Origin of the sequence: Endozoicomonas acroporae (genome assembly GCF_002864045.1) — a bacterium.
Taxonomy (GTDB): Bacteria; Pseudomonadota; Gammaproteobacteria; order Pseudomonadales; family Endozoicomonadaceae; genus Endozoicomonas; species Endozoicomonas acroporae.
The window spans coordinates 1-26,940 of record NZ_PJPV01000036.1 but is presented as its reverse complement, the minus strand read 5'-3'; the positions used below and the strand labels follow the sequence as shown (position 1 = coordinate 26,940).

At 49.8% G+C, this 26,940-nt stretch carries 24 protein-coding genes and 1 rRNA gene; 9 read left to right on the top strand and 16 right to left on the bottom strand.

From position 1 onward, the window contains the following. The 3 genes from CX664_RS05925 to CX664_RS05915 form a co-directional block, all read right to left on the bottom strand. Positions 1 to 318, bottom strand: a 16S ribosomal RNA gene (locus tag CX664_RS05925); the annotation flags it as partial. 607 nt (positions 319 to 925) lie between these two features. Next, positions 926 to 1,915, bottom strand: coding sequence for an EF-P lysine aminoacylase EpmA (epmA, locus tag CX664_RS05920; protein WP_101745849.1), 990 nt, complete (start codon positions 1,913 to 1,915; stop codon positions 926 to 928). Next, on the bottom strand, positions 1,905 to 2,165 hold the full coding sequence (locus CX664_RS05915) for a hypothetical protein (RefSeq protein ID WP_180966388.1): 261 nt from the start codon (positions 2,163 to 2,165) through the stop codon (positions 1,905 to 1,907). Before CX664_RS05915 ends, epmA begins: the two co-directional genes overlap by 11 nt. 22 nt (positions 2,166 to 2,187) lie before the next feature. Here CX664_RS05915 and CX664_RS05910 point away from each other — a divergent pair, with 22 nt between their 5' ends. After that, the gene (locus CX664_RS05910; protein WP_101745847.1) at positions 2,188 to 2,370 is read left to right on the top strand and encodes a hypothetical protein; all 183 of its coding nucleotides are present in this window, start codon (positions 2,188 to 2,190) and stop codon (positions 2,368 to 2,370) included. Between the two features lie 77 nt (positions 2,371 to 2,447). Here CX664_RS05910 and efp read toward each other — a convergent pair whose 3' ends face one another. Continuing rightward, positions 2,448 to 3,017, bottom strand: coding sequence for an elongation factor P (gene efp / locus CX664_RS05905; RefSeq protein ID WP_101745846.1), 570 nt, complete (start codon positions 3,015 to 3,017; stop codon positions 2,448 to 2,450). A gap of 29 nt (positions 3,018 to 3,046) precedes the next feature. Here efp and epmB point away from each other — a divergent pair, with 29 nt between their 5' ends. From epmB to CX664_RS05880, 4 genes are all read left to right on the top strand, one after another. Beyond that, on the top strand, positions 3,047 to 4,090 hold the full coding sequence (gene epmB, locus CX664_RS05900; protein WP_101745845.1) for an EF-P beta-lysylation protein EpmB: 1,044 nt from the start codon (positions 3,047 to 3,049) through the stop codon (positions 4,088 to 4,090). A 242-nt stretch (positions 4,091 to 4,332) separates the two neighbouring features. After that, complete coding sequence (locus tag CX664_RS05890; RefSeq protein WP_101745843.1) at positions 4,333 to 5,292, top strand: hypothetical protein; 960 nt, start codon at positions 4,333 to 4,335, stop codon at positions 5,290 to 5,292. Between the two features lie 161 nt (positions 5,293 to 5,453). Further along, positions 5,454 to 7,475 (top strand): EAL domain-containing response regulator, encoded by a 2,022-nt coding sequence (locus tag CX664_RS05885; protein WP_101745842.1) that lies wholly within the window; start codon positions 5,454 to 5,456, stop codon positions 7,473 to 7,475. Between the two features lie 321 nt (positions 7,476 to 7,796). Beyond that, positions 7,797 to 8,729, top strand: a complete 933-nt coding sequence (locus CX664_RS05880; protein WP_145999854.1) for a hypothetical protein — start codon at positions 7,797 to 7,799, stop codon at positions 8,727 to 8,729. Here the strand turns inward: CX664_RS05880 and CX664_RS05875 are convergent. The 5 genes from CX664_RS05875 to serB are packed head-to-tail and all read right to left on the bottom strand — an operon-like array spanning position 8,719 to position 13,829. After that, a complete protein-coding gene (locus CX664_RS05875) occupies positions 8,719 to 9,342 on the bottom strand; it encodes an ATP-binding cassette domain-containing protein (protein WP_101745840.1) in 624 nt (207 codons plus the stop codon). The two genes, CX664_RS05880 and CX664_RS05875, sit on opposite strands and share 11 nt — an antisense overlap. Continuing rightward, complete coding sequence (locus tag CX664_RS05870) at positions 9,339 to 11,084, bottom strand: ABC transporter permease (RefSeq protein ID WP_145999853.1); 1,746 nt, start codon at positions 11,082 to 11,084, stop codon at positions 9,339 to 9,341. Before CX664_RS05870 ends, CX664_RS05875 begins: the two co-directional genes overlap by 4 nt. Then, positions 11,081 to 12,322, bottom strand: coding sequence for an ABC transporter substrate-binding protein (locus tag CX664_RS05865; RefSeq protein WP_101745838.1), 1,242 nt, complete (start codon positions 12,320 to 12,322; stop codon positions 11,081 to 11,083). The genes CX664_RS05870 and CX664_RS05865 overlap by 4 nt, the downstream gene beginning before the upstream one ends. Positions 12,323 to 12,335: 13 nt before the next feature. Then, on the bottom strand, positions 12,336 to 12,542 hold the full coding sequence (locus CX664_RS05860; RefSeq protein WP_101745837.1) for a CPXCG motif-containing cysteine-rich protein: 207 nt from the start codon (positions 12,540 to 12,542) through the stop codon (positions 12,336 to 12,338). A 15-nt stretch (positions 12,543 to 12,557) separates the two neighbouring features. Continuing rightward, entirely contained in the window at positions 12,558 to 13,829 is a 1,272-nt protein-coding gene (serB, locus tag CX664_RS05855) for a phosphoserine phosphatase SerB (protein WP_101745850.1), read from the bottom strand. 398 nt (positions 13,830 to 14,227) lie between these two features. On the opposite strand from serB, the gene CX664_RS05845 reads away from it, so the two are divergent. The 4 genes from CX664_RS05845 (at position 14,228) to CX664_RS05825 (ending at position 21,112) form a co-directional block, all read left to right on the top strand. Continuing rightward, positions 14,228 to 15,790, top strand: a complete 1,563-nt coding sequence (locus CX664_RS05845) for an ankyrin repeat domain-containing protein (RefSeq protein ID WP_101745835.1) — start codon at positions 14,228 to 14,230, stop codon at positions 15,788 to 15,790. A gap of 296 nt (positions 15,791 to 16,086) precedes the next feature. Then, positions 16,087 to 17,673, top strand: coding sequence for an ankyrin repeat domain-containing protein (locus CX664_RS05840; RefSeq protein WP_101745834.1), 1,587 nt, complete (start codon positions 16,087 to 16,089; stop codon positions 17,671 to 17,673). 509 nt (positions 17,674 to 18,182) lie between these two features. Further along, entirely contained in the window at positions 18,183 to 19,589 is a 1,407-nt protein-coding gene (locus CX664_RS05830; protein ID WP_180966387.1) for an ankyrin repeat domain-containing protein, read from the top strand. 230 nt (positions 19,590 to 19,819) lie between these two features. Beyond that, positions 19,820 to 21,112, top strand: a complete 1,293-nt coding sequence (locus CX664_RS05825; RefSeq protein WP_101745831.1) for an AhpA/YtjB family protein — start codon at positions 19,820 to 19,822, stop codon at positions 21,110 to 21,112. Between the two features lie 73 nt (positions 21,113 to 21,185). Here CX664_RS05825 and CX664_RS05820 read toward each other — a convergent pair whose 3' ends face one another. The 7 genes from CX664_RS05820 to hisB form a co-directional block, all read right to left on the bottom strand. Then, the gene (locus CX664_RS05820) at positions 21,186 to 22,433 is read right to left on the bottom strand and encodes a DUF559 domain-containing protein (protein WP_101745830.1); all 1,248 of its coding nucleotides are present in this window, start codon (positions 22,431 to 22,433) and stop codon (positions 21,186 to 21,188) included. 146 nt (positions 22,434 to 22,579) lie between these two features. Then, entirely contained in the window at positions 22,580 to 23,023 is a 444-nt protein-coding gene (locus tag CX664_RS05815) for a hypothetical protein (RefSeq protein WP_145999851.1), read from the bottom strand. A gap of 504 nt (positions 23,024 to 23,527) precedes the next feature. After that, a complete protein-coding gene (gene hisF / locus CX664_RS05805; RefSeq protein WP_101745827.1) occupies positions 23,528 to 24,301 on the bottom strand; it encodes an imidazole glycerol phosphate synthase subunit HisF in 774 nt (257 codons plus the stop codon). 24 nt (positions 24,302 to 24,325) lie between these two features. Beyond that, positions 24,326 to 24,688, bottom strand: coding sequence for a DUF4870 domain-containing protein (locus tag CX664_RS05800; RefSeq protein ID WP_163371351.1), 363 nt, complete (start codon positions 24,686 to 24,688; stop codon positions 24,326 to 24,328). 16 nt (positions 24,689 to 24,704) lie between these two features. After that, a complete protein-coding gene (hisA, locus tag CX664_RS05795) occupies positions 24,705 to 25,433 on the bottom strand; it encodes a 1-(5-phosphoribosyl)-5-[(5-phosphoribosylamino)methylideneamino]imidazole-4-carboxamide isomerase (RefSeq protein ID WP_101745825.1) in 729 nt (242 codons plus the stop codon). Positions 25,434 to 25,435: 2 nt separating this feature from the next. Then, the gene (gene hisH, locus CX664_RS05790) at positions 25,436 to 26,080 is read right to left on the bottom strand and encodes an imidazole glycerol phosphate synthase subunit HisH (protein WP_101745824.1); all 645 of its coding nucleotides are present in this window, start codon (positions 26,078 to 26,080) and stop codon (positions 25,436 to 25,438) included. Between the two features lie 2 nt (positions 26,081 to 26,082). Continuing rightward, the gene (hisB, locus tag CX664_RS05785) at positions 26,083 to 26,676 is read right to left on the bottom strand and encodes an imidazoleglycerol-phosphate dehydratase HisB (RefSeq protein ID WP_101745823.1); all 594 of its coding nucleotides are present in this window, start codon (positions 26,674 to 26,676) and stop codon (positions 26,083 to 26,085) included. Positions 26,677 to 26,940: the final 264 nt, after the last annotated feature.

The following is a 26,940-nucleotide window of genomic DNA, read 5'->3' as shown; positions in this document are numbered from 1 at the left end:
ATCCTCTCAGACCAGCTACGGATCGTCGCCTTGGTAGGCTTTTACCCCACCAACCAGCTAATCCGACGCAGGCTCATCTGATAGCGCAAGGTCGGCGAACCGATCCCCTGCTTTCCACCGCTCTTAAAGAGCTAGTGCGTATGCGGTATTAATCCGGATTTCTCCGGGCTATCCCCCACTACCAGGCAGATTCCTACGTGTTACGCACCCGTCCGCCGCTCGTCAGCGAAGTGCAAGCACTTCCTGCTACCGCTCGACTTGCATGTGTTAGGCCTGCCGCCAGCGTTCAATCTGAGCCATGATCAAACTCTTCAGTTTAAATCGTTTTGTCATTTTATTCCTAAGAACAAAACAACGACTCAATGTCACAATTAAACGTACATGAATTTACAGGTATGTTCGCTTGATCAATTAAGCATCTTAAAGTGTTCAAAGCCGAAGCTTTGTTACCGATGCAATCGCACAAGCGCCCACACGAATTGTCTGATATCTTGTTAAAGAACGTTTGCTTTGCATAACTGGTCACTGGCAACTGCCAACCGACCACCGAAAGCAAGGCCGCCTATCTTACCGTGGCGACTTTCGTTGTCAAGCGATCATTTTTCAGAAGAAGAAAGAAGCTTTCCAACTCGCTAACGTTGCCCGAAGCCCTGTCAGCGGAGGCGCATCTTACCGCGCCAGTTTGATTTGTCAACCGGTTGTTTTTCATTCAATCCAAACAACCCATTTTCAAACCGCACTTCCCGGTCAGCGATGATGATTCATTCTGCTGATCCGTGGGTGACCGTTTCAGGTTTGCCCGTGGAAGAGCGGCGCATTCTACACAAACCAAATGTAATGACAAGTATTTTTATTCCGGGTTGATGCATTAACCCGCGCATCTTTTCGGGAGTCACCAACGGCACACTGGTTGCGGCACCATTCATTATGCCCGGCTGAAATCAAATGCCAGCACATCCGCAATATTACCTGTGCCGAGCATCAACATAAGAAGCCGGTCAATCCCCATCGCTACACCTGCACAGTCGGGCATTCCATGCGCCAGTGCCGCCACCATGTTTTTATCGTAGGGGTAGATGTCATAGCCTCGCTCCTGACGCTTTTGCTGCTCTTGTTCAAAACGTTGTTTCTGTTCCTCTGCATTCAGCAGTTCATGGTAGCCATTGGCCAGCTCAACCCCGTTAACAAACAGTTCAAAGCGTGAAGCGACCGGATGCCCATCCCGATTGGTGGATAACCTGGCCAGTGCTGACATGGTGGACGGGTAGTCATAGACAAAGTAGCCTTCCAGCACCTCTGAATCTTTGAACCCAAGGTTCGGCTCAATAAATTTTGAGAACAGCAGGTCCAGGCAATCACTTCTTTCAAGCCCCTGAAGTTTGGCATCCACCTTATCCCTGACCAGCTGGCTCAGCGCTTCATCCGATGCGATGTATGGATTTACTCCCAGGTACTCTGCAAACAGCTCCCCATAGCTGCAGCGCCGGACCTCCCGGAAATTGCAGATACTGCTCAGCAAATCAGCAACATCATCCATCAACCGCCGGTCATTCATACCAACGCGGTACCATTCCAGCAGGGTGAACTCGGGATTATGCCGCCCTCCGGCTTCACCATTTCTGAAGACTCGCCCGAGCGAGTATATATCGCCACTGCCCGCTGCCAGCAGTCGCTTCATGGCAAACTCCGGCGAGGTGTGCAGGTAGCAAAGCTGTGATTGGCCATGACCAATGGGGCTGAACTCTGTGGCAAAGCTGTCTATATAAACATCCACAGTGGCGCTGCTGGACAGCATCGGGGTTTCCACCTCCATGACGCCCCGGGCATCAAAATAAGCCCGAGCCTTACGCAGCAATCGGGCTCGCTCTTTGAGCGCCATCATGGAAGCCGATGGGTGCCATAAGTCATTGGTCATAAGTGGCTCCTGAGTAATATTCATTATTTAAGGTAATTGATACCATCGTTACCATATTGTTGGTCACCTCGGTACCACCCAGTGATGCGTAGTCCTGATCATTATTGTGAATGGTGATCTCAAAGGATTGCCGCAACAGCACCAGAGTACTTCTGGCATCAAGGCCCGCAAAGCCGCCTTTGGAGATAGAGGTCAGATTATCCAGGCGATAGCTTTTATTCACGAAGAAGTCGTAGATCTGGCCTTTCATAAGGCTACCGTCAACGGAATGCATGCCCTTTTTCAATATTGCTGGCTACGTCGATACTCTGGGCATCATTGTGATACTTTGGTACCAGCCAGGTCAGCAGGTTACTGAAGAAGGTCTGCATACTGCCCTGATCATTACGGACATCAGCATGAACTCTTCAGGCCCGGCGGAGATGAAATCATTACAGAAAGGGCACGGATTGTAACCACCGTGGTGGGCACAGAATAGCTTCAAAAAAAGCAGGGCAAGGCGGCAGAAAGCCGCCCCCGCAAAAGAGATCAATTACTTCACACGACCAACATATTCGCCGGTGCGGGTATCAATTTTGAGGACTTCACCCTCAACAATAAACAGCGGCACCTTAACCACTGCACCGGTGCTCAGCTTGGCTGGCTTGGATCCGCCCTGGGCTGTATCGCCCTTCAGGCCCGGATCGGTTTCTACCACCTGGAGTTCGACAAAATTGGGTGCAGAAACCGAAAGAGGGGAACCATTATAAAGAGTAACCGAGTATACTCCCTGCTCTTTGAGCCAATCGATGGTGTCACCCACGGCTTCACGGCTGGCTGCATGCTGTTCATAGGAACCATCAGTCATCATGAAGTGCCAGAATTCACCGTCGGTGTAGAGGTATTCCATATCCAGGTCCATAACGTCTGCCGCTTCCAGGCTTTCGCCGGATTTGAACGTACGTTCCCAGACGCGACCGGACATCAGGTTACGGAATTTAACCCGGTTGAATGCCTGACCTTTGCCAGGTTTTACAAATTCGTTCTCAATGATCGAGCAGGGATCGCCCTCGAGCATTACTTTAAGACCTGAACGAAACTCATTGGTACTATAACTAGCCATTGGACCTTACCAGGAGATCAAAAACCCCTATGATAACCCGTTCGGAGCTCAGTGTGCAGTCGAGGGCGCAGATAAGTACGCAGACAATCAGCGATTTCGGCTGCTGGCAGACGCAACTGGCAGGGGCCATCACCTCCCCGGAGCAGTTGCTGGCCATGCTGCAGTTGAGTCCGGGGCTATTATCACCGGCATTAAAAGCCTGTCAGGAATTTCCTCTGCGAGTACCCCATGCCTATATCCAGCGAATGGTGCCGGGGAACCCTGACGACCCGTTGTTGAGGCAGGTTCTGCCTGTTGGCGAAGAGTGTCAACACATTGAGGGTTATGGCCTGGATCCGCTGGCAGAACAGTCGCAGAACCCAACCGATGGGGTTATCCATAAATACCATGGCAGGCTGTTGCTGATCGTCGGCGGGGCCTGTGCGGTGAACTGCCGCTTCTGTTTTCGCCGCCATTTCCCGTACCAGGATAATCGGCTGGACCGGGACAGCTGGCACAATGCCATAGAGTACATTCGCTCTGATACCAGCATAAAGGAGGTGATTCTCAGTGGCGGAGACCCATTGGCCAACAATGACCGCCGGTTGGCAAACATTGCTGCCGAGCTGAACGCTATTGATCATGTGGCCACACTGCGCATTCATACCCGTTTGCCCGTGGTGATTCCTGACCGGGTCACCGATGAACTGATCAACTGGTTTGCCAGACAGCGCCTGCAACCTGTGATGGTGATTCATGCCAACCATGCCAACGAGATTGATGACCGCGTTCGTGAAGCCATGTTCCGGCTCAAACAGGCGGGCGTAACACTATTGAACCAGGCCGTGTTGCTTAAGGGCGTTAATGATAGTGCTTCAGCGCTTATTCAGCTTGGTGAAGCGTTGTTTAAAGCAGGCGTACTCCCTTACTACCTGCACCTGTTAGACCCGGTGCACGGTGCCGCGCATTTTGATGTGCCGGATGTTACAGCGACTCGTCTGATACAAGAGGTTATGGCTCACTGTCCGGGCTACCTGGTGCCCAGGCTAGTTCGGGAGATTCCCGGCAGACCCGGCAAAACATGGATACTCTGACACTTTTCATTAAAAATAAGACATTAGCCGTACAATTTAATAAAGGTGATAATAAAAGACTGGAATGGTATATTCGTCTTAGCATAATTATCATCAATACAGAGTTCGCTACTGGAAACAGATGGGTGGAGTGTCACTGGCAACCGACGCTCTCACCCGGAAACGAAACATTGATTCAATAAAAAGATTGATCAAGAACCGTTACTGACAGGATGTCAGAGCCCCGCTATTGGAATTAAAGAATGGAATCTGCAAATACTCCTCACCTGGAGCTACCCAGCCGTAGCCTCAACTCTCTTTCATTTTGTCCTGACGGGACAGCGTCAAACAGCAATAAGCTGGAACAGTGGCTGAAAGGACTGCCTCTCACCGATCATCAGCAAAGTGGAGAACTTCTGGTTCACGCTCTGGATGAACTGAGCAGGCTTGACTGCCCCCCTGATGAGCTATTTGCTCTTGCAGAAGCCCTCCGGTCGCCTTCCCGGTCAACCGCCGCCAATAGTTATCAACGACATCTGCAGCGATACATTACTTTTGCATCAAGCCAGCAAAGCTGGTTTGATCTGTGCAAACGCCTGTATATGGGCTTGGCAAATGTCTATAAAGCCGTGGTTCAGTGCTGTCTGGATAATAAAGAGCATGCCAGTATACTGGCAGCCGCACTGCATCGGGCTATTTCGGAGAGTGCGGCAGCGTATTTATTCCATTGCCTGCTTTATCGCCCAGCACCTGAGCGCCTGTGGCTTGAACTGCATACGTTATACCAGCTTGCCGCACGCCATAATCATCAGGGCTTCCAACAGGAAGATCCTTATGACCCCAAATCCAGCCCCATGTCGCTGGAAAGCCTCTATAAACGAGCCCTGATGCTGTCACGCAGTAATACCGGTCAATTGTCACCCGGTGAAATCCAGCAGGTCTGGCAAATGTTAAACCTCTGGATCAGCCACGGCAAAATTCAGCCCGAATCTGGTCTGAAAACCTATTTTTCAGTGCGTCTCAACGGTGACGGAGGCCTTGAATGTGCGTTACCAGAGCCTGATAAAGCGCATCCCGGCGTGATTGGTCTGAATATCCGGGTACTGACCGCGCACCTGGCAAAAATAAAAGAAAATCCAAAAGCGGCAAACGTGTTACCAACGGAATTGATCCAACATCTCATATCAATTCAAGCTGTTTGGGTAAACTGTCATTGTTCCTGATCCCGCTAATCAAGTTCCCGGTGCCGGTCACAATTCAGTGGGGGCACTCTATACCTTTGAATTGCGCTTGTCGTAAGATGTTGAAACAGGCTCATACCGTTTCAGGGAGCATCTGCTGACGTAAGAGCTGCCTCATTCAAAATAATAGTGATCAATCTCCCATGAATTACCGCCGACAAACTCTACGCTTGCTTGCCCTGGAAGACTCCCCAAACGATGTGGAACGCTGGGTCAAGTTGTTTCGCAATGCGGGCCTGCCTCCCCGGGTGCAACATATCGCTTCCATCGAAACCATGGAGGAAGCCCTGTCAGAGCAGCCATGGGATGTCGTGCTCAGCGCTGAAGAAACCACCAGGCTTAATGCACAGCAGGTACTGGCCATCATTGAAAAACACCAGAAGGATATTCCGGTTATTGTCACCCTGCCGGAATACAATCCTCAGCGTACTTCTACCTGGCTATCTGCCGGAGCCAGAGACGCGATACCCAGTGCCCATGAAGAGCATATACTGCACGCCGTTCTCCGTGAGCTCACCAGTCTGGAAGACCGGCGAAACCTCAGTAATGTACGTCAGGAGCTGAATGAGTCCAACAAACGTTGCCAACTGTTACTGGCCAATGCCTCTGAAGCCATCGCCTATATTCACGATGGCATGCATGTAGATGCCAATGCTGCGTATCTTCAGCTCACGGGCTACGACCATGCCGATGATCTGGCGGGCATACCCCTGATCGATATGATCGCCGCACAACATCAAGCTGAGATCAGGCAGATGTTGAAGCAGTTTGGGACCGACCAAACAACTGACCAGGCTGAATGTGAGCTGGTTCATACCGATGGTCACAGTACCCCCGTCAGCCTTCGTTTATCCGCTGCGCAATACGATGATGAACCCTGCATCCAGCTGATTCTGTTACCGCTAATGGTTCCCGTACTCAGCCAGCCGGTGAACCATAAGGCCAGTGCAGAAACGGAAGAACAGTTTCTTGAGCAAGCCGCATCTGCGGTCACAGCAGCAACAGAGGCAACACTGGCCTGGATACAGCTGGATGACTTTCAGAATTTACAACAAGAAGCCAGCATTGACGGCATTATCTCCATACAAGGGTCCATTGTGCGGATGGCTGAGGAACTTTTCCCCGCTGCCGCTATCTGCCATTATACCGATGACAGCTTTTTGCTGGTTGAAACAGCAGGTAATCCGGATGACACCCATAAGCGCCTCATCACCTTGCAAAGTGCCATTGATGAGCACCTGTTCGGCAGTGACGATGAAACGCTCACAGCGACAGTCAGTATCGGTTTTGCGGTTAAAGAGCATAAACAAGACATCACCATACTGTTAAATAATGCAGAAAGTGCCTGCCAGCGCGCCATTAAAAATGCCAAACGTCTTTGCCGCTACTCCAAAACGGAAGAACTCGATGAGAAAGCCAGGGATGGCGATGTACAGGCCATGATTCGTCAGGCGCTGTCCCAGGACTCATTCCGTCTGCTGTTCCAGCCTGTCATCAACATTACCGGTTCCGAAGAAAAACAGTATGAAGTCTTCCTGCGCCTGCACTCTCACCAGGGTGAAGTGGTTGAAGCCGGCACGTTTATGGCGGCGGCAGAGTCCTCCAGCCTGATGCCGCATATTGATCGCTGGGTTCTTCGTCAATGCGTGCGCCAGTTGGCACAGGTCCATAAACAGGGACAAAGCGTTCGGTTGCTGATTCACCTGAGTCACCTGTCCATCCAGGGAACCGAGTTAGCCCAGTATCTTTCCGGCCTGTTGAAAGCAACAGAGTTGCCGCCTGACAGTATTGTCCTGCAACTGCCAGAGTCCATCGTGCTGCAGCAGCTGAAACGCATTGTGGATTTTGCTGAAGCTATTCACAATATTGGCTGCCAGCTGGCCATTACCCGATTTCAGGGTGACTCTCGTTCCATGAAGATACTGAAGCACCTTGATATCCAGTTTGTGCGCCTGGACGGCAGCTTCACCAGCAAGCTGGATGAAAACAGTGATGAGAACATCATCAAAATGCTGGATATCCTCAAAGAGCATAATATTCGCAGTATTGTGCCAAAGGTAGAAAGTACCCGGACTCTGGCACACTTATGGCGAATGGGCGTTGATTACGCGCAGGGGTACTATATTCAAGGGCCAATGGAAGCGATGGACTTTGACTTTGGCTGACAAAAATAAATGACAGACAGGATGTGTAACGGTCCTGTCTGGTTTAACTCGGATTAGAGCGACAAAGTCCCGCGCGAGATTCGGGGCAGTTTATGAAATATCCAGGTTAGTTAAGCAATTTCTGACCGTTCTTCTATATTAATCGTTCGAATAAAAATATTACGGATTTTGCTCTTTATGATTCTTCGTTCTCACAAAAGGCCTCATACAGGCACTGAGACCTTTGGTTCTGCGCATCCTTTGTCCGATGCGTTCCTCAAGGGGAAAAAGATAAGAAAGAATAATAACCAGGACAAACCCGGCCAGTCTTGCTTATCCAAAATGGATAACCCAACCACTAAAGCGACTGCCCCAGAGAATAAACAGAGAACCATTTCGTTACGACCATTGCCGGCAAGATTACTTCAGTTACCCCTTCCGGAGACCAACGGAAAAGAAATCAGCCCCATCATTCCCAACAAAGGACGCCGCTCTGCCTATAAATGCCAGAAAATTAATGCGCCTAATATTCGCGGTTCCCAGCAAACGATCATGACCGGCTATATTGACCCGGCATTAATCGCAGGCATTAATCGTGATATAGAAACCATGGGCTTGCCGTACCACGAAGCAATAGCTCGACAAGGCAATGCTACAGGCAGTCTCGTTCCCAGGTGGGAATCCTATCTGGCAAAACTACCGAGTACACAAGCCACGTTCATGTGTCATGGTGATGCCGGGCTTGTACGCTCATGGGCAATCCCGATGCCAGCAGAAGAACCGGACCGCGCAATATTGGCTGCCAGCCATTCAACCATTATCCATCTGGTGAATCATCTTCACACCCTCAACCCTGAACTTAAACGCTATTTTGGCCAGAATGCCCTGCGCCTGACGTCTATTAATTTTTATTGTCGCCGATCTGAAAACCCTGAGAATAACGCCATGCTACCATCGAATCACTGTCTTGGCTGGCATGTGGATAAGGGCAAGGTAGGCCAGCTGGTGGCTTGTATCAATCTGGCAGGTCAGCGAACGTTAACCATACGAAACAATGATCAGCTGGCAACCATTGAATCGAATGAACCCGGCCATTTTTACATAATGGATGCAACCCAGTTCGAGCACGCGGTCCATTTAACCGACACTGACAATAGCATGGCTCTGATTCTCAGATCACCTTACCCTGAGCTTCCCCCGGGCTCTGACACCTCTGATTTCTTTGCCAACACCGATCTATTTTTACCCGGTTCAAAATCAATGATCAGAGCTTAAGCAATAAGCCTTTATCAGGAATATCCTGTTCATCATGGGTCACCATAAGCGCAGGAATGCTTCGGCTCTGAATCTGTTGAAAGACGAAGTGCCGAAAGCTGCTTCTCAGTGTTGCATCCAACTTGGAAAAAGGCTCATCCAGCAGCAGGGCTTTGGGTTCGGATAACAGCGTTCGCATCAGGCTGATTCTTGCTTTTTGGCCACCGGACAGCATGGCTGGATTCAGCTCGAAAAAGCCCGACATTCCACAGTCAGCCAGTGCCTGCTCTGCTCTTTCCCGGCGCTGGGATTTCCGGTAGTGCGCAGGCAGCGCAAAGGCCAGATTCTCACCCACCGTCATATGGGGAAACAACAGGTGATCCTGAAACTGCAGGCCTACCTGTCGTTTACAGGGCGGCAGGTGATTCAGCACTACTCCGTCCAGAATCACCTGTCCTGAATAACCAAAGCTGTTTGGCAGCGTCCCGCAAATCAGATTTAACAAACTGCTTTTACCGCAACCACTGGGACCCAATACCGAAAGCACTTCACCGTCGTCCACGCAACAACAGATGTTATCCAACAGCTTCTGGCCATTCAGCGTAATATCAATTTGATCAAGAATCAGGCTCAAGAGTTGAGTCTCCTGGCAAAACGTCCACGTCTGATTGTCCAATAGCTCAGGAAAAAAGCCATGGCATAAGCAATGAAAGGCAGGAGCATTTGCACAAGCCCGTAGACGCCAATCAAACGTCGATTTCCGCCGGAAACCAGACTGACGGCCTCGGTTGTCACTGTCTCCACCCGGCCAGCACTGGCAAACAGGGTTGGCAGATATTGGGCAATACTCACCGCAAAGCCCAACGCCAGACTGGCCATCACCGGACGCCAGAGTATGCCCAGCTTCACCTGCAAAAAGGTCTTCAGCCAGGACCCGGATAATAACAGGCCCTGAAGACTGTGACGCTGATCATAATGCTGCCAGGGGCCTGACAAACTCAGAAAGCAGTAGGGCAATACGAACAGCAAATGCAGTCCGGTAACCGTCAACCAGTGACCCTCTGCTCCCCATTGCAGCAGCAGCAGTTGCACACCAAACAGAAAAGTCATTTGCGGCAAAAGCAACGGAATATACATGGCCCCCCTGGTCAGCAGGGGCAGCCACTTTCCGGCTGATTCACGGTTTTGTCGCTGGAGATCATTCAGCTCCAGCAAAATAACCGAGATAATGTTGGCCACTAACGTGGCGGTCACGCCGATCAGCAGGGAGTTCACAATGGGCTCACTGATACCCTCCCAGGCGCGCTGCCAGCTTCGCAAAGACCAGTCTGGCCAGAGAGAAGGGAATCGCCAGCGCCAGACAAAAGACCAGATCAGCAGAGCAGCCCCGCCTGACAGAAACAGCATCACCAAACCCTGCCAGGCTTTCCTGCTGAACGACAGCCAGAGACTACTGAACCGACCACGGTGCCCATTGATCAACCAGTGTCTGAGCCGTCTGTTCATGGTCCATTCCGTCAGGTGAAAAGCACCAATAACAGAGGCCACCAGCAGCAACAAGAGCACACTGCCCGATGCGGCAAGCAGGCTTTTGCTCAAATCCGGATCATTTATCCACTGAAAAATCTGTACGGCAAATGTCGGATGGTTTGCAGGGCCAATCACCAGCGCCACATCCACCACAGAGATGGCGAACGCCAATACGGTATACACCGACAAACGAATCATCGGGTAGAGACGCGGCCAGATCAATTTAAGCCAGATAACAGCTGGCTGATATCCCAGGCTGCCGCCCAGTTTCAGCGTATCGGCGACGGGCAACTGCACGACAGACGCCGCCATCATAAACAGCAAAAAAGGGGTTTCTTTAATAATCAGAATCAGTATCAGGCTGATGCCGTATTGATCCTGGATCGTCTGCCAGTCAGGAGGAAAACGCCACCCGGCAAAAACAGCAATAAGCCGGGCCAGCAAACCACTGGGCATCAACACAAACATAACCCCAAAAGCCAGTGCCACATGGGGCACAGCCATCAAGGGTGCCAACCACCGCTGAACCTTCTGCCAAAGGGGCGAGCCCCAGGTGCAACCGATCACACCAAAAGCAAGGGACAGTGATAACAATGTGGATGAAACAGAGGTCCAGAGACTGAGCAACAGCATCTCGATCAGCGCGGGTGTTTCCAGCAGCATTTGCCAGGAAGATAAACTGAATGTGTCAAACCCCAGGACCGGCATATACCCAAAGGCAGGCAGCATAATACTGCCCAACCCGGCCAGGACCGGGAATAAAAACAGAGCCACCAACCCCAAAGCAAGTAACCGTGAAACAGACCTGACAGATACCCGCTGTTCAAACTTTATCAACAAACTCACTGGCGATATCTTGCCTTCCAGGCATCCTCAAGTTCAGCGACCCAGGAGCTGTGAGGTTCCGGAAGCACTTTACCCAACGCTTCAGGCGACAAGGTTGCCGACCCCAAGGGCAAACTCGAAAAGCGTTCGCGCTCAACACCCTTTAACTGGCTCATGCTGAGCACCGTAGGGTCTCCCCAGACATCCGGGTTCGCTTTGTGTGCCTGGGCCTCCGGTGATAGCAGAAAATTAATGACGACCTGTGCTGCTCCGGTGGAATCACTGTTAAAAGGAATCGCCAGAAAATGGGTGTTTCCCAGTGTACCCGCATCATGGACGTATGTTTTCACCGTGTCTGGTAACTCCCCATTGGCAATAGCAGAGCTGGCATAGGCGGGATTAAAGGTCATGGAGAGTAAAATTTCACCGTCGTCCAGCATGGGCGTCAGCGCCAGGTTATTGGCTGGAAACGTCTCGCCTTCTCGCCACAATAAAGGGTGAAGTTCATCAAGATATCGCCATAAAGGGGAGGTTACCGCAGCGAAATCAGCCTCAGAAACGGGCTTTAACAGCGCACCGGGATCTGGCGTCAACTCACTCAACAACTGCTTCAGGAACGTCGTACCGACAAAATCGGGGGGCAAGGGGTACGTCACACGCCCTTTATGCTTTCTGGCAAACTCAAGCAGTTCTGAGGCATTGGCTGGCGGGACTGTTTCTTTTCGGGAAAACGAATCGGTGTCATAAATAAACACCAGTTGTGCCATTCCCCAGGGCGCTTCAAGGCCATCAACGGGCTCCCCAAAGTCGAGTACCGTGGAGGGGTTCTCTTGCGGGTTCACTCCCTTAAACGAGGGTAAGTCCTGGACAAAAGGGCCAAACAACAGGCCGTTTTGCTTCATGGAACGAAAGTTTTCACCATTAATCCATACCAGATCAACGGTGCCATTACTGTTTCGCCCTGCTGCTTTTTCCGCAAGTACGCGACTTACGACATTTGATGTGTCACTGACTTTGACATGTTTCAGTGCAATACCGTAGCGTTTGTCTACCTGATCGGTAGCCCAGTCAATATAATCATTGATCTGTTCACTTCCGCCCCAGGCATTGAAATAAACCGTCTGCCCTTTTGATTGCTTCACTATTTCCTGCCAGGTAGAAGTTTTCGCTTCGCTGGCACTGACACTGCTGATAAAAGCGACGGTAGCCATGACCAAAGCGGTTGAGGCTTGCTTGCTCCATGTCCTTAGGATATTCATATTACTTTTCCTATCAAAAGCCAGACTCTGTCGTTAATTGGCAATAATGGTTACCGTCTTCATCGATGGTCAATGTCACAACGATGGGGCGACAGCACACCTGACAATCTTCAGTGTAAAGCAATGATTCTTCCGTCTCGGTAAAACCCGCATCCAACAGCAGTTCGATGGGCTCTCCACAGTACGGGCAATGATCCTGCCAGCTTATCCACTCATCCATCGCGAATACCTTTACTCAGTCTGGAACATTAAGCGACTCCAGATCTTTCTCACTAAAGCCCAACAGATACAGAATACTGTCCAGACCCAGGGTGGAAATTGACTGCCGGGCACTTTGTTTCACCATCGGCTTGGCCCGAAAGGCAATTCCCAGCCCGGCCACACTGAGCATTGGCAGATCATTGGCACCATCCCCTACCGCAATAACCTGATTCAGGGAGATGCCCTCTTCAGCGGCAATCTGCTTCAGCAGTGTGGCTTTTCGCTCACCATTGACAACGTCGCCTTTCACCAGGCCGGTAACCTTGCCATCAACCATGTCCAGTTCATTGGCGTGGATATAGTCTATCCCCAGTTTTTCCTGAAGATAGCAGGCGAAATAGGTAAACCCACCGGATAGAATAGCCGTGCGATAGCCCAGTGAGCGGAGGGTACGAATCAGCGTTTCGACACCTTCGGTTAACGGCAGCTGTCTGGCAATATCGGCCAGCACAGACTCATCCAGCCCCCTCAACATGGCCAGGCGCTCACGAAAGCTGTCATTAAAATCCAGCTCCCCCTGCATGGCTCTCTCAGTGATCATTGCCACCTGCTCACCCACACCAGCGGCCTCTGCAAGAAGGTCGATAACCTCCGCTTCGATCAGGGTGGAGTCCATATCAAAGACAACCAGCCGACGGTTACGCCGATAAATACTGTCTTCCTGAAATGCCACATCAGCATCCAGGTCAGCGGTAAGATTGAGAAAGTCAGCCCTTAGCTTTTCCTGATCAGGAGCCGTACCCCGAACCGAAAACTCCAGGCATGATGAACGACGGCTGTTTTTTTTATCCCGCTTGTTATCATTGTGCAGCGATCGTCGACCGGAAAGCCGGGCAATATGGTCAATGTTCAGTCCATGAGCGGCGGTAATACCAGAGACTCTGGCGATTTGCTCTGCAGTGACATTACGGGATAACAGCGTCAATATATAACGATTTCTGCCTTGCTCAGAGACCCAGTGCTCGTAGTCTTCTTCAGATACCGGTTGATAGCTGAACTGCAAATCACTTTCATGAAAATGAAACAGAAGATCTTTTAGCATTCTGTTGGCAACAGCAGCGGAAGCACCATGACCTGAAGTCTGGTCTGGCAGACGGACAAGAATGCCCCAGGTCAGGGTATCGTGGATGACCGATTGACCAATATCCAGAATTTCCAGACCGTAGTTGGCCATAATAGTGGTTATGGATGAGGTGAGTCCCGGTTGGTCCCGGCCAGTCACATTAATCAGTATTATATTGCTCACTTTTTTATGCACGTTTGTACTCGTTTTATAACCACTCAAACTTTGATAAATATGCCATTTCGGTGTTTGTCAACATAGTTATCAAAGTTTGCACGATTGTACATATTATCGCTGGTATTTTTATAGCGCCGGGACAAAATTAAGGATAAGAATAATGACAGCAGGCAGCCATTTCCAGTGCACAAACTCTGAAAGAAAAAACACAATACGGGCCGGTTCATGCCTGACCCGGTGATTTTTACGGCAAAAAGGCGCTAAACAGATAGTTGCTCTGCAAGACCTGAATTACCTTAACTCGGCTTTTTTCACCAAATAATCCTCTAATTTCTGTTTTGTGGAATTTTTCCTTCTGCTCGTTGTCAAAACCGCAGTCTTAAATCCTAAAGTAGGGTAAAGTGATGAATAATAGTGATATCAGCAATGAGCCTAGAGTCAGGTTCAACCTGGAAAATGTCTCCCATAGTGGTGGTAACTATAAGAGTGACGACGAGAATAACGGAGGACAACTTAATGGGCGCTCACTGGTCAAAACCTCTGACACCCCGAAATGCATTACCAGAAAGCCTGACGATGGACAGCAGAAGCCAATCAGTCTTGACCAACGCGGATGTGCAGGCAAGCAACCAGCACTGCCGATTGATCCGGTCAGGAGCAGCGTCATTGACGGCAAATCAATTGATCGTGAACCCAAACACCATGGTGAGACACCCCTGCACACTGCTGACCGACAACGCAGCACCAATGTATTGCAAATACTGAAAAAGGACGGGGAATTCAGTATAGACATGGCCACCTCTGCCCGGGAGGGCAATGCTAAACGTCTTCAATTCCTGATCAGCAAACTACCTTACCAATCTACCCTTAATAACGCCCTGAAAGAAGCCGCCAAATCGGGGCAAAGGCATTGCCTTGAAATGCTGATCACAGCGGGAGCAAACAACCTTGACGAGGCCCTGCTTGCTGCCGCTGCACACGGGCAAGTACAATGCCTCCACCCACTGATCAGAAAGGATAAATTAGAAGTCCTTAACAAGGCCCTGTGCGAAGCCGCAGGGCATGGACAACCCCAGTGCCTCAAACCCCTGATCAATCAGGGAGCAAATAATCTCAATGGTGCCCTGTGCGCTGCCGCCGAACAGGGGCAAAGCGAGTCCCTGCAACTCTTGATCAAAGAGGGAGCGGAAAACCTTAACGATGCTTTGTATTTCGCTGCCCTGAAAATAAACAATGAGATCGGGGACTATCTGATTCATAACGGAGCGGATATTACTACCTTAGTGCATACTGCTGCCCAGAAAGATTCTGTAGAACAGCTGAATGACCAGATCATCTCGGCTTTAATCAATACTCCCAATAAGGACGGCAGAACGCCACTGCATATCACCGCTGCCATGGGCTATACCAAAAGCCTGGGAAAGCTGCTTAAAACCGATGGAGTGAAAATCAATATCACTGATGAATCCGGCAATACAGCTCTCCAATTTGCTGTCTTTAATAAGCGTACAGACACCGCCATGATGTTACTGAAAGCTGATGGCATCGATGTCAATGTGAAGGATGAACATCACTTTACCGCTCTCCACTTTGCTCTCTACAAATACAATGCAGCCGACAGTACGATCGTGGAGGAGTTACTGAAAACTAGCGACATCGCGGTAAATGAGGGGGATAAAGAGGGCTGGACACCTCTCCATGTTGCTGCCCACAAGAATATTCCAGACGCCGTCAGGCAATTACTGGCCATTAAAGACATCAAGGTCAATCAAAAGGATAACCATGGCGATACAGCTCTCCACCTAGCTGTTAAAAGAGGTAATACAAAGATCGTCGAGACGTTGCTGGACACTGCTGTTGGCATTGAGGTCAAAGAGAAAAATAACAGCGGCCGAACGGCTCAAAATCTTGCTGACGATAATTGCAAGAAACTACTTAAAAACTTTTTAAAAACAAATAAACACTAACGCAATATGAAAGGGTTAAATCTCTTCCAGGATTATTACTATTTCTGGAACCAAATACTCATGATCGTCATAGCCGGTCATGAGGATTTTTAATCTGATTTTTTCCGGTCACCGCTACCAATGAAGAGTCACTCTGCAAGACCTGGACTACCTGAGTGAACTCGGTTTTTTCAACAAAAAATCCTCTGTTGCAAATTACGTATTCAAAAAAAACCGTGGAAAATTCTGTTTTAAGGAATTTTCTCTGCTGTTTGTTGTCGAAGCTACAGAGTTTAATCCTAAAGTAGAGTAAAGCGATGAATAGCAACACGATAGATAGTGCCACGGCCGACGCAGCCAATGCCTTCAAAAATTATGGTATCGTTGAAAATGATAACGATTCTGGCACAGGGCAGCTTAATGGGCATTTACTGGTCGAAACCTCTTGTTGTTGCACCTGCATCACCAAACAGTCTTGCGATGCACAGCAGGTGTCAATAAGTCTTAACCAACGGGAATGTACAAGCGGGCAACCGGCACTGCCATTGATTGATCCGGACAGGAGCGACGTCGCTGATGACGAATCACCTGATTATGTAACCATAGTACTTAATACTGCCAATCAACTTGGGGAGACACCCCTGCACATTGCTGCCCTGGAGGACAATCCTGAACTCCTTAGACCCCTTTTCAGTGCTATTCGCGGCCAACCTGTCTTTAATGGCTCCCTGCTCAATGCTGCCAAACAGGGGCAAACGCAATACCTTAACATCCTGGTCAAAGCGGGAGCAAACAACCTTGACGATGCCCTGCGTGCTGCCGCCGGGCAAGGGCAAGTGCAGTGCCTCACCCCCCTGAAAGAATTGGGGGCTAAAGATCTTGACGGTGCTCTGCGCAAAGCCGCCGCGCAGGGACAAATGATGTGCCTTAAACCCCTGAAAAAATTGGGAGCTAATGATCTTGATGGAGCCCTGCGCGAAGCCGCCGCGCAGGGAAAAGTGCAGTGCCTTAAACCCCTGATCGATTTGGGAGCAAATAATTATGATGATGCCCTGTGCGCTGCCGCCAAACAGGGGCACACGAATTCCCTTTTATTCTTGATCAATGAGGGGGCGAAAGACCTTAACGATGCCTTATATTACGCTGTTCTGGCGAAAAACGAAGAGTTAAAGGAGATTCTGCTGACGAAGGGAGCAGATATGACTTCCTTACTGCATACTGCTGCCCGTGAAAATTCTATGGAATGTCTGGATGACCCGACCTTCCTGGCCTTGGTCAACATCAACGCTACCGATAAGAACGGCAAAACACCACTGCATATCGCCACTGCCATGGGCCATATCGAAAGCCTGGAAAAGCTGATTGATACCAATGGGGTGAATCTCGATATCACTAATAAATTGAGCCAGTCGGCTCTCCACATAGCTGTCATAAACAATGATGCAGCGGCCGTCCAGTTGTTACTGGATGCCGGCATCGAGGTCAATAAGGGGTGTTTCCATTACTTTACGGATCAACACAAAGATTACTGTACGGCTCTCCACTTAGCAGCCATGCACGCTAATATAAAGATCGTCGAGTTGTTAATTAAAGCCGGCATCGAAGTCGATGCAACGAGTGGATATAACAGGACGGCTCTCCACACGGCTGCCCAACACGCTGATGCAGACGTCATCAAGTTGTTAATGCAGCACATCAACGTCAATGCGAAGAATAACTCTGGCTATACAGCTCTCCACATGGCTGCCCACGACGGTCGCAAAGACGCCATGGAGGCGTTACTGACCGCTAAAGACATCAACATCAATGAGAAAACCAATCAAGGCAAAACGGCTTACAACCTTGCTAAAAAGAGTGAGTGCAAGGCAGTCTTAACAGCCTTTATAAAAGCAAGCAAACACTAACACAACAATAAAGGTTACATGTCGCCTACATTATTTTCTGGAACCCAATTCTCATGACCGTCATAGTCGGTCATGAGAATTTGCAATCTGATTTTTCCAAGGTAACCCCGCACAATGAAAATGCCACAGCTGTCATAGGGTGGGCCAGTTTTGCTGACAGCCCATTTCTGCCAGTGTTCTGTTTGTCACCAGAATTCAAGTCTTCAATAAACCCAGTCATTGAACTGCGGATAAGCATCAAGCCACTGAGATAGTCCTAAAAGCTGAGTACAAATTTCATGAGGAACGTAATGAAGTTCCATACTATCCTACGGATTGCGTTTTTGTGCTTTCGAAGCCCTCTGTTTTTAGCATTCCCTGATGTTCTAGCTGTAAAAACAAAGATGCTTCAATTATTTTTCAAGATGAATTTCCAGGATTTTCAATTGGTTGTGTTTTTGGACGAGAACTAACTACAGTCTTTAACTCTAAAATTGGACAAAGCGATGGAAAGTGTTTTGAAGGGTTTCATGAATAGTGTCTGGGGCAACACAGCAAATACCCCCTTAAATGGTAGCATCGGTAAGAATGACGACGGGTATAACAGAGGACAGCTGGATGGGCGTTCACTGGTCAGAACCCAGTGCAACCCGGAATGCATCATTGAAACGCCTGATGATTTACAGCAGAAGTTAAGAAGTCTTGACCTGCGCGAATGTGCATACGGGCAATCGACACTGCCATTGATTCGTCCGGACATGACCACCGCTATCCAGAAGGGCAATACTGAACTCCTTAATTACCTGATCAGCACCCGCCCCGGCCGACCTGCCCTTAATAGCGCCCTGCACGAAGCCGCCAAACGGGGGCAATTGCATTGCCTTGAAATTCTGACCGCAGCGGGAGCAAACAACCTTGACGATGCCCTGCGTACTGCCGCCGGGCAGGGACACATACTCTGCCTTAGTCGCCTGATCCAAATGGGAGCAAAAGACCTTAACGGTGCCCTGCGTGAAGCCGCCGGGCAGGATCAAACCTGGTGTCTTAAACCCCTGATCAATCTGATCAATAAGGGAGCAAAAGATCTTGATCTTGATGGTGCCCTGTGCACTGCGGCCAAGCTGGGGAAAAAGCAGTCCCTCTTACTCTTGATCAAGGAGGGAGCGAAAGACCTTAACGGTGCCTTGTATCCCGCTTTCCTGGCGAACAACAATGAAATCCTGAACGCTCTGATTGTTAATGGTGCGGATATTACTTCCTTAGTGCACAGTGCTGCCAAAACTGATTCCATGGAATATCTGAATGACCGGGTCATCTCGACATACATCAATGCTACCGATGAGAACGGCAGAACACCGCTGCACATCGCCGCTGTCATGGGTCATATCAAAAGCCTGGATAAGTTGCTTAAAACCAAAGGAGTGAATATCAATATCGCTGATAAATCGGGCCTTACGGCTCTCCACTTAGCAGTCCAACATAATCGCACAGAGGCCGTCATGAGGTTACTGACCACTGACGGTATCAATGTCAATAAGAAGGATAAAAATCGCTGGACTGCTCTCCACTTTGCTGTCAAATATGCCAATATAAATATCGTCCGGAAGTTACTGAACACTGACGGCATCAAGCTCAATGAGTGGGTTGGATTTTTCAACAATACAGCCATCCTGCTTGCTGTCAAACAGGGCCGTGCAGACGTCGTCAAGGAATTACGGGCGGTTAAAGGCACCAATTTCAATCAAATGAATTTCAATGGTGATACGGCTCTCCACCTGGCTGCCAGACAAGGTGACGCAAAGATCGTCAGGGAGTTGCTGAACGTTGTCGGCATCCGGGTCAAAGCAAAAAATAAAAATGGCGCTACACCTCTAAGCCTTGCTGACCCTGACAGTGAGTGCAAGGAGCTCATTAAAGCCTTTTTAAAAAGGAAATAACCATTAACGCAATTTTAAGGTGAAATCTCGACTGCATTACTATTTCTGAAATAGCAAGGGAAATAGGTTTTGTCTGGTATCATCCTGCCATTGCAACAAGTATGGAGCACCCTGTCTCCACTTTTTTTAGTCTGGCTCTTCCCCGGCGAGGCTGTCAGAATTTACTCATGGACAGTAGGGCCTGTTGATAATTCATCACAATCATTGGCTTTCCCCCAGGAGCTTAACTTTTGAAGAAGCGTATTTTCACGCCAGATATTTTTGCGCAGTTCACATCCCGCTTTTCCATCCGAACGCAGTTAATGGTCATCTTTGGTCTATTGATGGCCACGCTGACGATTGGGATGTCGCTGGTCATCAGCAATGAGATAGACTCATCAAGCCAGCACCAGGCGGACAGTATCGGTCAATTATTGAGTGAACAGACTGCCAGCGCCGCGACCGATATGCTGGTCACCGGAGACAGGCTCAGCCTCAATGTTCTGCTCAGTCAGCTGGTGCAGAACCCTTATGTTGCCGAAGCCAGTATCTACAGTATCGATAACCAGAGAATTGCCAAAGCCATTGCCAAAACGGCGGATGAAGGCATCAGGCATCCGGTTTATTCATCGCCCATTCATTACCAGGATGTGATTGCCGGTTACGCCCGCTTATCACTCAACGAAGGGTTGCTCAGCCAGAAACCCAAAGAAGCCCTGTTCGTGATTATTGCTATCAGCTTGATACTGCTGCTGGCCGGGCTGATTTTTCTGCACCTCTATGCCTCCAGCCTGGCGACTCAGCTGCGCCTTATTGAACGACAGTTACGTTCCATTCTGCCCACAGGGAACCCAATCCCGCCGATCACTGGCGAAATCACCCGGCTTTCTGCCTTTGCCGAGCAGCAGCTGCTTGAAAAGAAAATGGCGGAGCCGGAAGAGAGTGTCGAAGAGCAGCAGGAAACGTCGATGATTGCCGCAATCAAAGTCAAAAACCTGGGCAGGCTTCAGCAATTGCTGGCCCCCAGAGACTTGCAGGATATCCTCCGCACTCACAGCCAGATCATCAGTGAAGCTGCGGATTATTATGGTGGCGAGGTAACCTATACGCCAGAAGGGAATGCCTATCTGCGGTTTTCCAGCAAAGAGAGCCCGGCATTTACCTCAGATGCTTTATTCTGCTGTCTGATGATCGAAGCGCTGGCTGAAAAAGCCGGAGCAATCAATATTGCCAAAACACATATTGGTATTGGCCTGAGCGTCAGTGATCAACAGGCAGAGTTCCCGGAAGAGCAACACCCGGCCCTGGGTGACAGTGCCGCCAGCCAGGCACTGACTCTGGCTAACCTGCCAGAGAGGGATGGTATTTATATGCGCCGGTCAGAAGCCAGCTGGCTTCCCTCAGACCTTCCGGATTTTGCCGCCCTGGACAGTGAAGTCATCAATATCAAAGGCATCAAAAACGAGCTGGCCAACGAGTTGAGAGGCCAGATTTTTGAGATGGAGTCCATTCTGGATTTAAGAGGCTGTTTTAAAACGACTTAAGTCTTCTGAGCATTATGTGAATCGTGCAAGTTGCCAACCTGGTAGCTCTTGGAGACGCTCAAAACGAACTCTTCTAAAGTCGTTCATTTAACAATCTATCTACCCTTTCTATGGCTCCCTCAGGATCCTGAAAGTAGTCTGTTGACCACAAACGGATCAGGTGCCAACCGAGGTTTTCCAGCACACTGTGCCGGACCCGGTCCCTGTCACGAGCCGATGGCGAGCCATGGTATGTAGCGCCATCGCACTCAACCCCTGCCAGATAAACGCCTGGAGAATCTGGGTGCACTATACCAAGGTCAACCCTGAATTTACTGACCCCAACCTGGGTTTGCACTTTCCACCCCTTATCGCGCAGGGCCCAGGCCACAGCCTGTTCAAAATCTTCAATTAACTGCTCATGGCTGGACGCTGTAAACTGCCGCAATACGTCACTATCATCAATCAGCTGTGGTGCAAGCCAACGACAAAAAGCAGTCCTTACCTGATCCGAAGCGTCTTCCGGTAAAATGGTTCGTGCTTCAAGACCACGGATCAGCCCTTCAAGATTAACATTGGCCGCTGCCTCTTTTTGAGCTAACCATTCCACCCATGCCTTGAACTTTGCAGACTTGGCTGTTAGCGCACCGATTGCTGAATTGACCGCGTCCAGAGAGTCTTGTGTTGAAAACTGAAGCTCCAATGTATCCGCTTCTTCGGCAACGTCACTGAATGTACCCCATGCCTGTTTAAATTCATTTTTTTGCACAACAAGTCTGGAGCCTTCAAGGAAATCACGGCCATCCACCAGTTTTGTTTTTATGGCGGTAAGCAGATCTGCAGGATCATCAGTAAGACTCAAAACCTGCTTAATGTTCTGGTGAATACTATTACACCGGTCATTTGCCTGGGCCAAGTCTTCACTGGTGGTTTGCCAGCCCTGCCAGATATTGTCCTCTGCAAAGGTTTCAGCCAGGGACAGGATGTGATTCTGCAAATTGGCTGCTTTACGTATCTCAGGGAGGAGGTTTAAGTCCTGAAACTTCTTATACCCTATTCTTTTAGCCGCTTTGTTGACCTTCAACTTTGTGATAAACGACTTCAACCAACGGCCTTGAGCCTCATCATGGAGGGCACACCAATCAGCAACAGGGGTCACAGTCAGAACTTCGGGTGAAATATTATGACCTATCGTCGTTAGCAGCTGATCGAATTCCGTTTTTAAATGACACAGCGTTTGCAGATCATCCAACGCTCCCCTGGCCCCTCTGGCCAGAAGGAAATTAAAAGAATCTGACTCAGCTGATTCAATCAGGCCAGCCAAGGCATTTGTTTGATGCAAGGCAGCAATGGCTGGCTTATCGATGGTGAGACCAAAGCTGGAGACAAGAGTGACAGCCTGTGGCAAGAGATCATTGAGCGCAGTCTGGTATCTGCTGAGGCAATCTAACACCTGGCTTTGCCAGGCATTAGACCACCGACGTGCTTTTAGAATTTTGAACTGGTCAGGATCAAGGTCAGCAATGTCTTTATTTGCCAGTGAGATTTTTTTAACGGTTTCCGTTTCGTTAAATCCAACAGCTTGCGTTGCCAGGTATCTATGCGGGTATCCGGGGTTTCCTGAACGACTTTTTCATCAGCTCTTACGGGAGGAAGTGGAGGGACGATGGGCAGAATTAACTCACTGTCTGATTCAGAGCTTTGTACTTCTGCCTTTGTTTCTGTACTGGCTAACGGCTTGATCTTTCTGGAACGAGCCTGCTTAATATCAATGAGATAGACAAAATCCTGCTCTTTTTCCTCACTGATCAATTCCCGGGCCCGAGCTTTTGCCTGCTCAAAGGTAACAGGCTGATCATTAGTCACCAAAGTACTTTCAAACAGAACAAGATCTCTTGCATCATCAAGATACTTTAAGAGCAGCAGGATCATTCTGAAAAATGGCCCGGAATCAATGCCTGAAAAAAAATGGACTGGAATTTCACCAATGAGGATGTACGGATTGGGAGTCAATACTTGCTGCTGTTGGTTTAACAGAAATTTCAAATATTTTGCGGCAGGATCGACTCCTGCCTGCTATGTTTATGGTGTTTTGGAATAGTTACCTTAAGAATGAATATATGAATTCTGTTATTGGTTCAGGAACTGCTCAGCCCACCCCTTCTTCGCAAGATCTACTGGAGTCTGAATCAAGCTCTGGAACATATCTCTGTTATGGCAGGCTGGTATCAGCCATGCCGTCCGTGCGTCCTTCTTGTTGTAAAAGAGAACCATTCCATCGCTATTATGTTGACAGCCCGGTTTACAAGCCGACAACCGTCGCAGTAATTACCTCTCAGCCACTGGGTTCTGAAAATCGTGGAAGGGTGTAAATGGAAGCACTCTGTAAATGGTAAATGGAAGCCCTCCGCGAGGCACCCTGATAAGCAATCCTGGTCAGATTCTCATCTCAATCCCCCGGGCAGCCATATACTCCTTGGCTTCAGGAATAGAGTATTGCCCGAAATGGAAAATACTGGCGGCCAGTACCGCATCCGCTTTACCTTCTTTGATGCCTGCCACCAGATGATCCAGGTTACCCGCACCGCCGGAGGCAATGACTGGAATACCCACTGACTCCGAGATAGCCCTGGTGACGCCCAGGTCGTAACCATTTTTGACACCGTCCTGGTCCATACTGGTCAGCAGTATTTCACCGGCTCCGAGGCTCTCCATTTTCAGTGCCCACTGCACAGCATCAAGGCCGGTAGGCTTGCGCCCGCCATGGGTAAAGATCTCCCAGCGATCTGGCTCACCGGGCTGGCTCACTTTTTTGGCATCAATAGCCACGACAATACATTGCGAGCCAAACCGGTCAGCCGCTTCCTGCACAAATTCAGGATTGAAAACCGCCGCGGTGTTGATGCTGACTTTATCCGCACCCGCATTAAGCATGGTGCGGATATCTTCCACTTTGCGAATACCACCGCCAACGGTCAGCGGGATAAATACTTCACTGGCCATACGTTCAACGATATGCACCGTTGTCTCCCGCCCCTCATGGCTGGCGGTAATATCAAGAAAGGTTATCTCATCAGCGCCCGCTTCGTTATAACGCCGGGCAACTTCCACCGGGTCACCAGCATCCCGAATATCGACAAACTGAACGCCTTTAACCACCCGCCCATTTTCGACATCGAGACAGGGAATTATTCTTTTAGCCAGCCCCATGACTGCAACCTTTCCAAACGCTTGTTAATTGGCCAGACGCAGCGACACCGGGTAGCGGTAAAACTCTCCACTGCCCGCCTTCATGGCTGCCCTGACCATAAACACCAGAACCACTATGATGATCACTGGCACCAGTGGCAATAATAGAAACCCAACCAGCATGAACTTGAGGATAACCCAGAGAGTAACCAACAGTGTGATGGTGATCTGAAAGTTCAGGGACTCTCTGGCATGGTGCTCAATATAGAGCGACTTGTCACGTTTCATCAGCCAGATCACCAGCGGTATGGCAATATTTAACCCCGGAACCATAAAGCCGAACAGGGGCAGAAGATGCGCCAGCACGGCCATATTTTTATCGTCCCGGTTAATATCGGGCCTGTTCATTGGAGGGATACCATAATCAGTCATCGCAGTAACGTTGCGCTTCGTTCAGATTGAGTGTCCCTTCGTAAATGGCACGACCGGTGATCGCACCGGCAATCCCTTCCCCGGCAACGGCTTTCAGGGCACGTATATCGTTCATATCAGTGATACCACCGGAAGCAATCACAGGAATCGACATGCTGTTGGCCAATTGCCGGGTTGCGGCAACATTGACCCCCTGCATCATGCCATCCCGGGCAATATCGGTATAGACGATGGCAGAGACACCGTCCTGCTCAAACTGACGAGCTAGGTCAACAGCCTGGGTGTCGGTGACTTTTGCCCAGCCATCCGTTGCGACCCAGCCATCACGGGCATCAATACCCACGATGACATGGCCGGGAAACGTCTGGCAGGCTTGCCTGACAAAGTCAGGGTCGGTTACCGCTTTAGTACCGATAATTACCCAGGAAACACCTGAGTCCAGATAGGCTTCTATTGTCGTCAGATCACGAATGCCCCCACCAATCTGCACGGGCAAATCAGGGTACTTTGCGGTGATACCACGAACCGCATCCGCGTTCAGGGGCTTGCCGGCAAACGCGCCGTTCAGGTCAACCAGGTGAAGCCTTCGGCAACCGGCATCCACCCACCGGCTGGCCATGGCAACCGGGTCATCACCAAAGACCGTGGCATCCGCCATTTCCCCCTGACGCAGCCGGACACAGGCACCATCTTTCAAATCGATTGCAGGAATGATTAACATCGTTATGGCTTCCATGTTAAAAAGTTTTCGAGCAGCTGCAGTCCATTGGTGGCACTTTTTTCAGGGTGGAACTGCACAGCGACAATATTGTCATGACCAAGGGCGACATCGAAACCAAGACCGTAGTCACTTCTACCCACCACCATCGCGGCATTGGCAACACGGGCATAGTAGCTGTGCACGAAATAGAACCGGGCATTGTCTTCGATTCCCTGCCAGAGAGGATGGGATGGTTCAGCCTGACGGACCGGGCTCCAGCCCATGTGGGGAACTTTCAATCGAGTGCCTTCGCTATCCCGAAGGTCTTTCCCAAAGAACTTTACCTCACCGGATAACAGGCCAAGGCACTCAACCCCGCCATTCTCTTCGCTATGATCGAGCAGTACCTGCATACCCACACAAATACCCAGCAAGGGGCGGTTGGCTGCCACCTCCCGAACCACTTCATCAACACCATGACGCCGTATCTCCGCCATACAGTCACGGATTGCCCCTACGCCGGGAAGTACTGCCTTATCGGCAGCCAGTATCTGCCCGGGATCGGAGGTAACAATGATTCGGGTATTCGCCTCGGCAACATGTTCCAGCGCTTTACTGACGGAGTGAAGGTTGCCCATCCCATAATCAATGACAGCGACCGTCTTCATGGTTACAACGACCCTTTTGTAGAAGGCATCTGGCCCGCCATGCGCGGATCCAGGGCAACCGCCATCCGTAAGGCACGGCCAAAGGCTTTAAAGACGGTTTCTATCTGATGATGGGCGTTGCGTCCCCGCAGGTTATCAATATGCAGAGTGACACCGGCGTGATTCACGAAGCCCTGGAAGAATTCATAGAACAGGTCAACGTCAAAGCAGCCGATCATTGCGCGGGTAAATTCAACATTAAATTCCAGGCCGGGTCGCCCGGAGAAATCGATAACGACTCTGGAAAGTGCCTCATCCAGGGGCACATAAGCATGCCCGTAACGATACAACCCTTTTTTATCACCAATGGCTCTCGCAAAGGCCTGACCCAGGGTAATGCCAATATCCTCAACGGTATGGTGATCGTCGATGTCATTATCACCAACAGCCTTGATATCAAGGTCAATAAGGCCATGGCGGGCAATCTGATCCATCATATGGTCAAGAAAAGGCACCCCTGTATCAAACGATGCCTTACCAGTACCATCCAGATTGATGGCCACACGAATCTGGGTTTCCAGGGTGTTTCTTTCAACACTCGCCTTGCGCTCAGCCATGAACTTCTCCGGTTGGATTGTCATCTATTCTGTTTGCCGGGATATTATGGTGAGCATTATATAGAGACTGTTAACTGCTCGCTAGGAGCCTGTCGGACTTAAGCGTCCGTAGCGAGGATTGCGAGAAATTGAGGATAAAAATTTCTGCTTCTGAGGAGAATAGCGGGGCTATTTGACGAAGAAGCAGGAATTTTTAGACCAATTTATCGCAACCGCACGACTGCATGGATGCAGGAGCTAGAGCAACGCAGGAGCAGTTGCCGT